This is a genomic window from Salinicola halimionae, from assembly GCF_003206065.1.
Classification (GTDB): domain Bacteria; phylum Pseudomonadota; class Gammaproteobacteria; order Pseudomonadales; family Halomonadaceae; genus Salinicola; species Salinicola halimionae.
In genome coordinates, this window is record NZ_PZJQ01000002.1 from 603,008 (window position 1) to 616,967 (window position 13,960).

The following is a 13,960-nucleotide window of genomic DNA, read 5'->3' on the forward strand; positions in this document are numbered from 1 at the left end:
CAGCATCTTTGAGCCGCGACTGGCTATTCATGCCGTGTCGTATATACCTCCAATCTTTCGGGTTTCATTTAGCATGTTTATCGTTTATCCGATAATCTTTATTGGCCCGATGGATTTGCTCGCGCAAGGTTGAAACTGGCTCTGATTCATTCTTGAAAAGCGTGTTTTGACGATCTTGTCTTTACTTTTTTCAAGCGCTGGCAAATCGAGGTGCGAACGGACGGCTGGAGATCGTCGGAGGCACGGGGGTGCAGCATTGATATACTGGCGCCAATGACGGTCATCGGCGTGGCAGGGCTGCGCCAAACGAAGATAACGGGAGGAAGCATGACGCGGATTGCGATCATGGGGGCTGCAGGCCGAATGGGGCGTATCTTGCTGGAAGCCACGCAGAATAGTGGGGCCGCGAAGCTGGGAGCGGCGATCGTGCGCCCGGGAAGTTCGCTGCTGGGGTGTGACGCCGGCGAAATGGCCGGCCTCGGCAAGCTTGGGGTCACCTTGCTGGGCTCGCTGGATGAGGCGAGAGACGATTTCGACGTGCTCATCGATTTTTCCACCCCGACGCTGACGCTCGAGAACCTCGCCTGGTGCGCCGACAATGCCAAGGCCATCGTGATCGGTACGACGGGGCTCGATGACGACCAGCTAAAGACTCTCGACAGCTTTGCCGAGCGTCTGCCCATGGTGTTCGCGGCCAACATGAGCACGGGCATCAACCTGACGGTGAACCTGCTCAAGACCGCGGCGAAGGCGCTGGGCGATGCCGGCTACGACATCGAGGTGATCGAGGCACACCATCGCCACAAGGTCGACGCGCCTTCCGGAACGGCGTTGATGCTGGGCGAGGCCGTAGCCGAACCGCTGGGTCGTGATCTGAAGACTCATGGGGTATTCGAGCGGGTCGGCCAGGTGGGGCCGCGGGACCCTAAAGAGATCGGCTTCGCCACGGTGCGTGGCGGCGATATTGTCGGTGAGCACACGGTACTGTTCGCGGCAGAGGGCGAGCGCATCGAAATCACCCACAAGGCCTCGAGCCGGCTGACGTTCGGCAATGGCGCCGTGCGTGCGGCGGCGTGGCTGGCTGGGCGCCCGGCGGGTCGCTACGACATGCAGGATGTGCTGGGCTTGAAAGCGTAGATAGCACGAGAGGGGCGGGAGGCGGCGGACCGGGATTTACGGGAGGTCCGGCGCTGCGCGAGCAGAGGTCTGGGGTCTCATTGTATCGAATCGCGATCCGCACTGGAGCCGGAAGACGGTTTCCGGTATCATTTCGCCAATTTGGCCGGACTAGCGTCGTGGGCATTCAAGATTGCCCCGAGGATTGAAGACTCGCCGTACTCGATGCGGTAGTCAGCATAATGAAGCGGGATGAAACCGGTCTTTCCGGATTTCGTCCCGCTTTTTTACGACCTTGCGGCGGCTTGTGCGGTCAGTATCAAGTGAGGGCATGACGCGAAGCCTCGACGTAATGTGTTGATGACATGTTGTGATGACCAGTGAAGGAGGAGGTTGCCTTGAACAGACCCGCGATACTGGCTCTTGAAGACGGTAGTGTATTTCACGGTACTGCGATCGGAGCCGATGGGCGAACCAGCGGGGAGGTGGTCTTCAATACCGCCATGACCGGTTATCAGGAAATTCTCACCGATCCCTCCTACACCCGACAGATCGTGACCCTGACCTACCCGCATATCGGCAACACCGGCATCAACCTCGAAGACGTCGAATCGACCCGCATCTGCGCGGCCGGCCTGGTGATTCGTGATCTGCCGCTGATCGCCAGCAACTTCCGCAGCACGACATCGCTTTCCGAGTATCTCGCCGCTCAGAACGTCATCGGCATCGCCGATATCGACACCCGACGACTGACGCGAATTCTGCGCAGCAAGGGGTCGCTGGATGGTGCCATTCTGGCCGGCGATGAAGCCCAGGGCGATGACGCCGTCGAGCGGGCTCTGGCGGCCGCCCAAGCCTTCCCGGGGCTCAAGGGCATGGATCTGGCCAAGGAGGTCTCATGCCAATCCAGCTATCAATGGACCGAGGGCGAATGGGTGCTGGGTCGGGGATACGCCGATACTGCCAGCGGTGAGCGTCCCTATCACGTGGTCGCCTACGACTACGGGGTCAAGCACAACATTTTGCGCATGCTTGCGTCCCGCGGTTGTCGTCTGACCGTTGTGCCGGCGCAGACGCCGGCCGGCGAGGTGCTGGCGATGAACCCGGATGGCGTCTTCCTGGCCAACGGGCCGGGCGATCCGGAGCCCTGCGATTACGCCATCACCGCGATTCGCGAGATCCTCGAGAGCGGCGTTCCGGTTTTCGGCATCTGTCTGGGGCATCAGCTGCTGGCGCTGGCGGCAGGCGCCAAGACGGTGAAGATGAACCATGGCCATCACGGCGCCAATCATCCGGTCCAGGATCTGGACACGGGGCAGGTGATGATCACCAGTCAGAATCACGGTTTTGCCGCCGACGAGACCACGCTGCCCGCCAACGTGCGAACCACGCACCGTTCGCTGTTCGATGGCACCCTCCAGGGTATCGAGTTGACCGATCGCCCGGCCTTCAGTTTCCAGGGCCACCCCGAGGCAAGCCCCGGGCCGCGTGACGTCTCGCCGCTGTTCGATCGTTTCGTGACGATGATGCAGAGCCGTCAGCGGCAGGTCGCCTGAGCCATCAGCGGCAAGTCGTCTAGGTCGTCAGCGACGAGTCGCTTGTACCCTCAGCGGCAGTTTGGAATTCAGTCTTCCTGGGTCGGCGTCAGCCGCCGACACCACCATTTTCGACGAGTGTTAGCGCATGCCAAAACGTACGGATCTCGACAGCATTCTGATCATCGGCGCCGGCCCCATCGTCATCGGGCAGGCGTGCGAATTCGACTACTCCGGGGCCCAGGCCTGCAAGGCGCTGCGCGAAGAGGGTTATCGCGTCATCCTGGTCAATTCGAATCCGGCCACCATCATGACCGATCCGGTGATGGCGGATGCCACCTACATCGAGCCGATCACCTGGCAGACGGTAGAAAAGATCATCGAGCGCGAGCGGCCGTCGGCGATTCTGCCGACCATGGGCGGCCAGACCGCGCTCAACTGCGCGCTGGAGCTCGACAAGCACGGTGTGCTCGAGAAGTACGGCGTGGAGATGATCGGCGCGAACGCCGATGCCATCAACAAGGCGGAAGACCGCGACCTGTTCGACAAGGCGATGAAGAACATCGGTCTCGAATGTCCCAAGGCCGAGGTGGCTCACGCCATGGACGAGGCCTGGCGAATTCAGGCATCGCTTGGCTTCCCGGTCATCATTCGTCCTTCCTATACCATGGGCGGATCCGGCGGTGGCGTGGCCTACAACAAGGAAGAGTTCGAGGAGATCTGTACGCGCGGTTTCGAGCTCTCCAACAACCATGAGCTGCTGATCGACGAATCGCTGCTGGGTTGGAAGGAGTACGAGATGGAGGTCGTTCGTGATAAGAACGACAACTGCATCATCGTCTGCGCGATCGAGAACTTCGACCCTATGGGCGTGCACACCGGCGACTCCATCACCGTTGCGCCAGCGCAGACGCTGACCGACAAGGAGTATCAGATCATGCGCAACGCATCGCTTGCGGTGCTGCGCGAGATCGGCGTCGAGACCGGCGGATCCAACGTCCAGTTCGGGGTCGACCCGGACACCGGGCGCATGGTCGTGATCGAGATGAACCCGCGGGTGTCGCGTTCGTCGGCGCTGGCGTCCAAGGCAACGGGTTTCCCGATCGCCAAGATCGCTGCCAAGCTGGCGGTAGGCTACACCCTGGACGAACTGCAAAACGACATTACCGGCGGTGCTACGCCGGCATCTTTCGAGCCGTCGATCGATTACGTCGTTACCAAGATTCCACGTTTCACCTTCGAGAAGTTCCCCCAGGCCAACGACCGTCTGACCACGCAGATGAAGTCGGTGGGCGAGGTGATGGCGATCGGTCGGACGTTCCAGGAATCGATGCACAAAGCGCTGCGCGGCCTGGAAATCGGTGCCGACGGCCTCGATCCGAAAGTCGCCGACTTCGGCCCGGAAAACATGGCGTTGATCAAGGGCGAGTTGCAGGCCGCCGGTGCCGACCGGATCTTCTATATCGGCGATGCCATGCGCAGCGGCATGAGTGTCGACGAAATCTTCGCGCTGACCAATATCGACCGCTGGTTTCTGGTCCAGCTCGAGGATCTGATTCTGACCGAGGCGAGCGTCGCCGAGCGTTCGCTGCACGACTTGAGCGCCGATGAGCTCTACCGCCTCAAGCGCAAGGGCTTTTCCGATGCGCGCCTGGCCTCGCTGCTGGGCGTCTCCGAAGGCGAGTTCCGGCAGCGCCGTCAGCAGCTTGATATCCGCCCGGTCTACAAGCGGGTCGATACCTGTGCCGCCGAATTCGCCTCCGACACCGCATACATGTATTCGACCTATGAGGAAGAGTGCGAGGCGGAAGTCACGGACCGTAAAAAGATCATGGTATTGGGCGGTGGGCCCAACCGGATTGGCCAGGGTATCGAATTCGACTACTGCTGCGTGCATGCGGCGCTCGCCATGCGCGAGGATGGCTACGAGACCATCATGGTCAACTGCAACCCGGAAACCGTTTCGACCGATTACGACACGTCCGATCGACTCTACTTCGAGCCGGTCACGCTGGAGGACGTGCTCGAGATCGCCGATAAGGAGAAGCCGGTCGGGGTGATCGTGCAGTTCGGCGGTCAGACGCCGCTGAAACTGGCGCGGGCCCTGGAAGCGGCCGGCGTGCCGATCATCGGTACCACGCCGGACGCCATCGATCGCGCCGAGGATCGTGAGCGCTTCCAGCAGATGATCGACAAGCTGGGTCTCAAGCAGCCGCCCAACGCGACCGCGCGCAGTTTCGAAGAGGCCTTCGCCAAGGCCGAGAAAATCGGTTATCCGCTGGTCGTGCGTCCGAGCTACGTGCTCGGCGGTCGTGCCATGGAGATCGTCTACACCGCCGAAGAGCTCGAGCGCTACATGACCCATGCGGTCAAGGTCTCCAACGATTCGCCGGTATTGCTGGATCACTTCCTCAATGCCGCGGTCGAGATCGATATCGATGCGGTCAGCGACGGCGAGCAGGTCGTTATCGGCAGCATCATGCAGCATATCGAGCAGGCCGGCGTGCACTCCGGTGACTCGGCGTGTTCGCTGCCGCCTTATTCACTGCCGATGGATGTGCAGGACGAGATGCGTGAGCAGGTCAAGCGCATGGCTGTCGAGCTCAATGTGGTCGGGCTGATGAACGTGCAGCTCGCCTGGCAGGACGGCGAGATCTACATCATCGAAGTCAATCCGCGCGCCTCGCGCACGGTGCCGTTCGTGTCCAAGTGCATCGGGACGTCGCTGGCGCAGATCGCGGCGCGCTGCATGGCCGGTCAATCCCTGGCTGATCAGAATTTTACGCGCGAACTGATCCCGGATTTCTACGCAGTCAAGGAAGCGGTGTTTCCGTTCAACAAGTTCCCAGGCGTCGATCCGATCCTATCGCCGGAGATGAAGTCGACCGGCGAAGTGATGGGTAGCGGCGCGACCTTCGCGGAAGCCTTCTACAAGGCCCAGCTGGGAGCGGGCGAGGCGATTCCTCGGCTGACCGGCGAACGTCAGGCATTCCTCTCGGTACGCGACCCCGACAAGCAAGGTGTTATCGAGGTAGCCCAATCTCTGCTAGCCTTGGGCTTCAGTTTAGTGGCAACACGTGGCACGGCCAGGGCTCTGGAAGAGGCTGGTCTGTCCGTTGCCGTCGTCAACAAGGTTTTTGAAGGCCGTCCGCATATCGTCGATCTGCTCAAGAACGACGAAATCGCCTATATCGTGAATACCACGGAAGGCCGCCAGGCGATCAACGATTCCTCGGTCATTCGGCGCACTGCGCTGGCACGCAAGGTTCCCTACGCCACGACGTTGGCGGGTGCGCGTGCCGTGTGCATGGCGTTGGAATACGGCAACGAGATCACGGTGCGGCGGCTGCAGGAACAGCATGCAGGAGTAGTCAATGAATAAGGTCCCGATGACCGTCCACGGCGAGCAGGCCTTGCGCCAGGAGTTGGAGCAGCTGAAAGGCGTGGAGCGTCCGCGAGTGATCAATGACATTGCCGTAGCTCGTGAGCACGGCGATCTCAAGGAGAACGCCGAATATCATGCCGCTCGCGAACAGCAGGGGTTCATCGAGGGGCGCATTCAGGAGATCGAGGGTAAGCTGTCGCTGGCTCAGGTCATCGATGTGACCAAGATACCGAATACCGGCAAGGTGATCTTTGGCGTCACCGTCGATCTACTCAATCTCGAGACCGATGAAGAGGTGCGCTACCGGATCGTCGGCGAGGATGAGGCCGGCATCAAGGACGGTAAGATATCGGTGACCTCGCCCATTGCGCGGGCGTTGATCGGCAAGCAGACGGGTGATGTGGTCAACGTACGCACACCCGGTGGCGACGTGGAGTACGAGATTTCCGGCGTGGAGCATCTCTGAGACGAGGTGCTAGGTGCTACGCAAAACGCCAGTNNACTGGCGTTTTGCGTTACAAGCTGCGTTGATCTGTATTCGCGGTCTCTAGTGCCGCCCGTGATGATCTTCGGCGCGCTGGATGTTGGAGAGTTTGGGGTTGACCTTGGGGTTGTGGCGATAAAGCAGGGCCACCTTGCCGAGCGTCTGGACCAATTCCGCGCCGGAGGCCTCTGTCAGCTCCTCGACCATGGCTTGACGTTCCTCTCGGTCGGTAATCGCCAATTTGACCTTGATCAGTTCGTGGTCGCGCAAGGCGCGCTCGAGCTCCTGCTGGGCGCCTTCGCTCAGACCGTTTTCACTGACGGTGACGATCGGCTGCAGGTGGTGGCCGATGCTGCGAAAGGCTTTCTTTTGTGCGGATGATAGGCTCATGGTAATCTGACCGTTGGACTTCGCGATATTTTACAGCGGTGCTGCAATCGGTCTCACCACCGCACTGTCTAAACGCGCCATGTTACGGGTTTCGATGGCAGCAGGAAAGATGCCGTTGGCTCGCCGATGTGTGTTTTGGCGCGGCGCTGCCGATGTTTCCCGTGGCTTTCGAACCGCACTCCCGTTTTTAGACCTGCATAATCGCTCTTCGCTCTCTCGACTATTCTTTCAGGTGATCACCAGTGGCGCGCTCTTCCAGCTCAAGCCCCTCATCCGGCGCTGACAAGACCGGCTCTCCCACGCGGCAGAGCAAAAGCAGCGCCGGCTGGATGAAAGAGCATTTCGACGATCGCTATGTTCAGCAGTCGTGGAAGGATGGGTATCGTTCGCGTGCAAGCTATAAGTTGCTGGAACTGGACGAGCGTGACAAGTTATTGCGTCCCGGTATGGCTGTGATCGATCTGGGTGCCGCGCCGGGGGGGTGGAGTCAGATCGCGGCCGAGAAGGTCGGCAGTGAAGGGTTGGTGATCGCCTCCGATATCCTGGAGATGGACGCGCTGGCCGGCGTCAGCTTCATCCAGGGCGATTTCACCGAAGAGCAGGTGCTGGCAGCGATTCTGGGCGAGCTCGGTGAGCGCCGTGTCGACCTGGTGCTGTCAGACATGGCGCCGAACATGAGCGGCATGGCGGCGATCGACCAGCCGCAGTCGATGTATCTGGTCGAGCTGGCTCTCGATCTGGCGAAACAGACGCTGTCGCCCGGTGGTCATTTTCTGACCAAGGTTTTTCAGGGCGAAGGATTCGATGACTATCTGCGGGATTTGCGAGGCAGTTTTCGCAAGGTGGTAACGCGCAAGCCGGAGGCATCGCGGGCCCGTTCCCGGGAAGTCTATCTGCTGGCGCAAGGATTTCAGGGCTAGGCTTGCAAGCGTGGTTGAGCGACCCCATCTGGTGTAGTGTCAGATCACGGCAAGCGCAGGCAGCAAGGTTCGTACTACGAGGGTGGTGTCTTGAACGACATGGCGAAAAATCTAATTCTCTGGTTGGTCATCGCGGCTGTCTTGCTGACGGTGTTCAACAATTTCAGTGTCGATAGCTCGCCGCAGACGATGAGCTATTCACAGTTTGTGCAGCAGGTCCAAAAGGATCAGGTGCGCAGCGTGACCATTGAAGGCTATACCATCAATGGTGAGCGGGACGATGGCACGCAGTTCCAGACCATTCGCCCGGCGGCTCAGGATCCCAAGCTGATGGACGATCTGCTGGCGCATAACGTCACCGTGGTCGGACAGAAACCCGAAGAACAGAGCCTGTGGACGCGATTGCTGATTGCCAGCTTTCCGATCCTGTTGATTCTGGGCATCTTCGTCTTCTTCATGCGCCAGATGCAGGGTGGTGGCGGTGGCAAGGGCGGCCCGATGAGCTTCGGCAAGTCGAAGGCCAAGCTGCTGAGCCAGGATCAGATCAAGTCTACCTTTGCTGACGTTGCCGGTTGTGACGAAGCCAAGGAAGAGGTCGTCGAGCTGGTCGACTTCCTCAAGGATCCGTCCAAATTTCAGCGCTTGGGGGGGCAGATTCCCCGCGGCGTACTGATGGTGGGGCCGCCGGGTACGGGTAAAACGCTATTGGCGAAAGCGATTGCCGGCGAAGCCAAGGTGCCGTTTTTCAGTATTTCCGGTTCCGACTTCGTCGAGATGTTCGTTGGCGTGGGTGCGTCTCGTGTTCGTGACATGTTCGAGCAGGCCAAGAAGCAGGCTCCATGCATCATTTTCATCGACGAGATCGATGCGGTCGGCCGTCATCGCGGCTCCGGCATGGGTGGCGGTCACGACGAGCGAGAGCAGACCCTGAACCAGTTGCTGGTCGAGATGGACGGCTTCGAAGCGAACGATGGCATCATCGTGATTGCCGCGACCAACCGTCCCGATGTGCTCGATCCGGCACTACTGCGTCCGGGCCGCTTCGATCGCCAGGTTACCGTGCCGTTGCCGGATATTCGCGGCCGTGAGCATATTCTCAACGTTCACCTGCGCAAAGTGCCGATGTCAGACGGCGTCCAGGCCAGCATCATTGCTCGCGGGACACCAGGGTTTTCCGGTGCCGACCTGGCCAACCTGGTCAACGAGGCGGCGCTGTTCGCGGCGCGGCGTAATCGTCGTACCGTCGGTATGGAAGAGTTGGAGCTCGCCAAGGACAAGATCATGATGGGCTCCGAGCGTCGTTCCATGGTCATGTCGGAAAAAGACAAACTCAATACGGCTTATCATGAGTCCGGTCACGCCATCATCGGCCTGGTGATGCCAGAGCACGATCCGGTCTACAAGGTCACCATCATTCCTCGCGGGCGAGCGCTAGGCGTGACCATGTTCCTGCCGGAAGAGGATCGCTACAGCTATTCGCGTCAGCAGATCATCAGTCAGCTCTGTTCGCTGTTCGGCGGACGTATCGCAGAAGAGATGACGCTGGGGCCGAATGGCGTCACTACCGGTGCGTCCAACGACATCAAGCGCGCTACCGAGCTCGCGCACAGCATGGTGGCCAAATGGGGGCTCTCCGATGAGATGGGCCCGCTGATGTATGACGAGGACGAATCTCACCAGTTCCTCGGCGGTCCGGGTCAGGGCGGTGGCAAACTGACGTCCGGCGAGACTTCCACGCGTCTCGACAAGGAAGTCCGTCGAATCATCGATGAGTGCTATGCCATAGCGACCAAGGTGCTCGAAGACAATCGCGATAAGCTCGACATGATGGCCGAAGCGCTGATGCAGTACGAGACCATCGATGCCTTGCAGCTCAAGGACATCATGGAAGGCCGCAAGCCGCGCCCGCCGAAGGATTGGGGCGACGATGGTCCGACATCGGGTTCCGGTCGCCCTGTCGACGATCCCGACCCGCAGCCGAGTGAAGATGGCGCCGCGGACGATGAGTCCGACAGCCGTCGCCCGTCTGATCCGTTGGGTGGCTCTTCCGGCCTTTGACTGACCTGAAGCGCGAATGGTGCAGTTGCCAATGAGCGGCGCTGCGAGCGAATAGCATTGCAAGTGTAGTGTCAGGAGTTGCGACAGGGCGTCAGAAATGGCGCCCTGTCGCGTTTCAAGCTGGTTGAGCGACGATCATGGCCTGCCTGAGGTGGGCGTTTTTGCGAGTAACGGATTTTCATGACTGACTGGGTACCCGTCGGCGCCCGCTTGCGCTGCGGTCATCACACTCTCGATCTTTCGCGGCCCTGCGTCATGGGGATTCTCAATGTGACGCCGGACTCGTTCTCGGATGGCGGTCGTCACGATCGGTTAGATGACGCGCGGCGCCACGCCGAGCGCCTGTTGAGGGACGGGGCGGCCATCATCGATGTCGGAGGGGAGTCGACTCGTCCTGGGGCCGAGGCCGTGCCGCTGGATGTCGAGCGTGATCGCGTGCTGCCGGTGGTCGACATGTTGGTGCGGGAATTCGATGCCTTAGTGTCAGTCGACACCAGTACACCCGAGCTGATCGGTGAAATTGCCGAGGCCGGGGCGGGATTGATCAACGATGTACGCTCGCTGACTCGCCCTGGCGCTCTGGAGGCAGCGGCGGCTACCGAGCTGCCGGTGTGTCTCATGCATATGCTGGGTGAACCACGCACGATGCAGCAGGCGCCTAGTTACGAACGTCCGGTCGAGATCGCCGTGGCCGATTTTCTGCGTGAGCGGGTGGCTGCCTGTGAGGCGGCGGGTATCGCGCGGGATCGACTGCTGCTGGATCCCGGGTTCGGTTTTGCCAAGACCCTCGGGCATAATCTGCAACTGCTCAATCGGCTGCAGTCGCTAGCCTCGTTGGGGTTGCCGCTGTTGGTGGGCATGTCGCGCAAGAGCATGATCGGTCAGACATTGGGGCGTCCCGTCGATGAGCGACTGCCCGGTGGGCTGGCATTGGCGGTCATGGCGGTCGAGCGCGGCGCAAGAATAGTCAGAGTGCACGATGTCGCACCCACGGTCGATGCGATCGACATGGCTTGGGCGGTGCTTCAGGAACGACCAGCTTCAGGAACGGAGCAATCATGAGTAGACGTTATTTTGGTACCGATGGCATTCGCGGTACCGTTGGTGAGTATCCGATCACTGCCGACTTCATGCTTAAGCTGGGCTGGGCGATGGGGCGAGTGCTGGCTCGCAAGCTGTCGGGCCATCAGGCGCGCCAGAAGTTTTCCCAGTCGACACCGACACGGCCCAAGGTGATTATCGGCAAAGATACGCGTATCTCGGGTTACATGTTCGAATCGGCGCTGGAGGCGGGCTTGTCAGCTGCCGGTGCCGATGTGTCGTTGCTGGGACCCATGCCGACGCCGGGTATCGCCTATCTGACCCGTACCTTCCGTGCCGACGCGGGCATCGTGATCTCTGCGTCGCATAATCCGTACCAGGATAACGGCATCAAGTTTTTTTCGGCGGAAGGGCTGAAACTGGCCGACGAAGTCGAAACGGAAATCGAAAACGAACTGGATAGGCCGCTGGAAACGATGGCGCCGAATCAGCTGGGCAAGGCCGTCCGAATCAATGATGCGGCCGGGCGCTATATCGAGTTCTGTAAATCCACGGTCCACAATCGCCTTGAGCTGCACGGCCTGCGGATCGTGCTGGACTGCGCCCACGGGGCGACCTATCACATCGCCCCAAACGTCTTTCGCGAGCTGGGTGCCGATGTCAGTGTGATCGGTGGCGAGCCCGATGGTCTCAATATCAATCAGGAGGTGGGTTCGACGCACACCGCACGCTTGAGCGAAGCCGTGTTGGCCCGCCAGGCAGACCTGGGTATTGCTTTCGATGGCGATGGTGATCGTGTGCTGTTGATCGACCGGCACGGCAAGCTGGTGGATGGCGACGAGATTCTTTACATCATCGCGCGAGATCTGCACGCCCGTGGCAAGCTCAATGGAGGGGTTGTGGGTACGCTCATGACCAACTTCGGCTTGGCCGCCGCCTTCGAGAAGCAGGGGGTCCCCTTCGAACGGGCCAAGGTGGGCGATCGATATGTGGTCGAACGTCTGCTTGCCAACGATTGGCTGTTGGGGGGGGAGGCGTCCGGCCATATCGTCTGTCGCAACGTACAGACCACGGGAGACGGAATCGTCGCTGCGCTGCAGGTGTTGGCAGTGATGGTGCGAGAGAATGCTCCGCTGGAGCAGCTGCTCGATGGCTTCGAGAAAGCACCGCAATCGCTGATCAATGTTCGGCTGCCAGCGGGTTTCGATGCCGTAACGCTGCTGGACAGCCAGGCGCTGCGCCAGACGGTGAGCTCGGTCGAGGATGAGCTGGGCGGTAGCGGTCGGGTGTTGCTGCGCCCGTCGGGCACCGAGCCACTGATTCGAGTCATGGTGGAGGGAAGGCCGCGATTCGACGTTCAGGCCATGGCCCAGCGGATTGCCGATAGTGTCGAAACGCTGATCGCCTGACCCAGCTAGATAGCCGGCGGCACTTGTTGTCTTGCTGTCAAGGCTCTTATACCATGTCGCACCACCAATGGGAGGTTGCATGCGCAAGCCGTTGATTGCGGGTAACTGGAAGATGAACGGCTCGGCGGAGTTGATCGAGACGTTTGGTCGAGCATTCGCCGAGAATGAGTTGTCGTCGTCAGTCGACGTGGTGATCCATCCTCCGTTTCCCTATCTCGATGCCGCGCGACGCGCGTTCGCGGACACGCCTCTCGGCCTGGGGGCTCAAACGCTCAATCCGTTGTCCTCCGGTGCTCGCACCGGTGAAGTCAGCGGCCAGATGCTTCGCGAGTTCGGGGTCGAGTATGTGCTGGTCGGCCACTCCGAGCGTCGCCAGCTCTATCAGGAAAGTGACGAGCAAGTTTACGAGCGTGTTATAGCGGCGCTTGGCGCGGGGATCAGTCCGATCCTGTGCGTGGGCGAGACGCTCGAAGAGCGCGACGCCGGCCGGTCCGAGGATGTCGTGCTGCGGCAGGTGGGCTACGTCATGGCCCGGCTCGAGCCGAGTCAACGGCGACAGATGACGCTCGCCTACGAGCCCGTCTGGGCTATCGGTACCGGGCGTACTGCGACGCCGGAGCAGGCACAGCAGATGATGGCTGCAATTCGCGGTTATCAGGCTGGCTTCGACCGAGAGTTGGCCGATACTCTGCGTCTGCTTTACGGCGGCAGCATGAGTGCAGATAACGCCCAGGCGTTGCTCGCACAGCAAGATATCGACGGCGGCCTGATCGGCGGAGCGTCGCTCAAGGTCGACGATTTCATAGCGATTTGTCAGTCAGCAGGTTGATTTCATGCAAATAGCAGTTTTGTTGGTTCACGTTCTGGCCGCCATTGCACTGGTGGTATTCGTCCTGCTGCAGCAGGGCAAGGGCGCTGAAGCGGGCGCGGCTTTTGGTGGCGGATCCTCACAGACCGTCTTCGGTTCGCGCGGTAGCGGCGGGTTTCTGTCCAAGCTGACAGGCGGCCTGGCGGCGTTGTTCTTCGTCACTTCGCTGGGGCTGGCTTATTTTGCGACCAACTCGAATGGTGCACCTCAAAGCGGCATTCCTGATGCTCAGGTAATCGAGCAGCAACAAAATGGGGCGCCGTCGCTTGACGATGGTGGCCAAAGCGGGAATAATGCTGCGCCAGCACTCGAGGAAGGTGGCGGTCAAGAATCGTCAAATCCTTGAGTGGAAAGGAAAACTCGCTGCATTAGCTAGACCCGTGATGTGGCGAGATTTAGTGTAGCGTTTCGATGCTATACGCCCCTGATGCCGAAGTGGTGGAATTGGTAGACACGCTATCTTGAGGGGGTAGTGACCTTATGGTCGTGCGGGTTCAAGTCCCGCCTTCGGCACCATCGTCAAGCTTGCGGACATGTTGGTCCGTGCTCAAGGCGATCAGGTAAGAGTTTTAGTAGGACGGTTCTTGTTGCAAGCGGTTGTTGTAAAAAGAATCGGGCGATATCGCAACCTTCCTTGACCCATCTCAAGGTCGTTTCTATAATCGCCAGTCTGATGTTGCGGGGTGGAGCAGTCTGGTAGCTCGTCGGGCTCATAACCCGAAGGTCATCGGTTCAAATCCGGTCCCCGCTACCA

At 60.3% G+C, this 13,960-nt stretch carries 11 protein-coding genes and 2 tRNA genes; 12 read left to right on the forward strand and 1 reads right to left on the reverse strand.

The genetic code is table 11. From position 1 onward, the window contains the following. Positions 1–327: 327 nt before the first annotated feature. From dapB to greA, 4 genes are all read left to right on the forward strand, one after another. Positions 328–1,137: a 4-hydroxy-tetrahydrodipicolinate reductase gene (gene dapB / locus DOM27_RS03340; protein ID WP_110654614.1), complete on the forward strand. Its 810-nt coding sequence runs from the start codon at positions 328–330 to the stop codon at positions 1,135–1,137. Positions 1,138–1,514: 377 nt separating this feature from the next. Then, on the forward strand, positions 1,515–2,672 hold the full coding sequence (carA, locus tag DOM27_RS03345; protein WP_110654615.1) for a glutamine-hydrolyzing carbamoyl-phosphate synthase small subunit: 1,158 nt from the start codon (positions 1,515–1,517) through the stop codon (positions 2,670–2,672). A gap of 127 nt (positions 2,673–2,799) precedes the next feature. Next, positions 2,800–6,033 (forward strand): carbamoyl-phosphate synthase large subunit, encoded by a 3,234-nt coding sequence (gene carB, locus DOM27_RS03350; protein ID WP_110654616.1) that lies wholly within the window; start codon positions 2,800–2,802, stop codon positions 6,031–6,033. Then, entirely contained in the window at positions 6,026–6,502 is a 477-nt protein-coding gene (gene greA, locus DOM27_RS03355) for a transcription elongation factor GreA (RefSeq protein WP_110654617.1), read from the forward strand. Before carB ends, greA begins: the two co-directional genes overlap by 8 nt. An 81-nt stretch (positions 6,503–6,583) precedes the next feature. Here greA and yhbY read toward each other — a convergent pair whose 3' ends face one another. After that, the gene (gene yhbY / locus DOM27_RS03360; RefSeq protein WP_110654618.1) at positions 6,584–6,910 is read right to left on the reverse strand and encodes a ribosome assembly RNA-binding protein YhbY; all 327 of its coding nucleotides are present in this window, start codon (positions 6,908–6,910) and stop codon (positions 6,584–6,586) included. Positions 6,911–7,152: 242 nt separating this feature from the next. Here yhbY and rlmE point away from each other — a divergent pair, with 242 nt between their 5' ends. The 8 genes from rlmE (at position 7,153) to DOM27_RS03400 (ending at position 13,960) form a co-directional block, all read left to right on the forward strand. Continuing rightward, entirely contained in the window at positions 7,153–7,830 is a 678-nt protein-coding gene (gene rlmE, locus DOM27_RS03365; RefSeq protein ID WP_280952110.1) for a 23S rRNA (uridine(2552)-2'-O)-methyltransferase RlmE, read from the forward strand. A gap of 90 nt (positions 7,831–7,920) precedes the next feature. Next, positions 7,921–9,888 (forward strand): ATP-dependent zinc metalloprotease FtsH, encoded by a 1,968-nt coding sequence (ftsH, locus tag DOM27_RS03370; protein WP_110654620.1) that lies wholly within the window; start codon positions 7,921–7,923, stop codon positions 9,886–9,888. Between the two features lie 180 nt (positions 9,889–10,068). Continuing rightward, a complete protein-coding gene (folP, locus tag DOM27_RS03375; RefSeq protein ID WP_245392568.1) occupies positions 10,069–10,950 on the forward strand; it encodes a dihydropteroate synthase in 882 nt (293 codons plus the stop codon). Beyond that, positions 10,947–12,338, forward strand: a complete 1,392-nt coding sequence (glmM, locus tag DOM27_RS03380; protein ID WP_110654621.1) for a phosphoglucosamine mutase — start codon at positions 10,947–10,949, stop codon at positions 12,336–12,338. Before folP ends, glmM begins: the two co-directional genes overlap by 4 nt. Before the next feature lie 79 nt (positions 12,339–12,417). Then, positions 12,418–13,167: a triose-phosphate isomerase gene (gene tpiA, locus DOM27_RS03385; RefSeq protein WP_110654622.1), complete on the forward strand. Its 750-nt coding sequence runs from the start codon at positions 12,418–12,420 to the stop codon at positions 13,165–13,167. A gap of 4 nt (positions 13,168–13,171) precedes the next feature. Next, on the forward strand, positions 13,172–13,552 hold the full coding sequence (gene secG / locus DOM27_RS03390) for a preprotein translocase subunit SecG (RefSeq protein WP_110654623.1): 381 nt from the start codon (positions 13,172–13,174) through the stop codon (positions 13,550–13,552). A gap of 83 nt (positions 13,553–13,635) precedes the next feature. Beyond that, positions 13,636–13,722, forward strand: a tRNA-Leu gene (locus DOM27_RS03395). 161 nt (positions 13,723–13,883) lie between these two features. Next, a tRNA-Met gene (locus DOM27_RS03400) sits at positions 13,884–13,960 on the forward strand.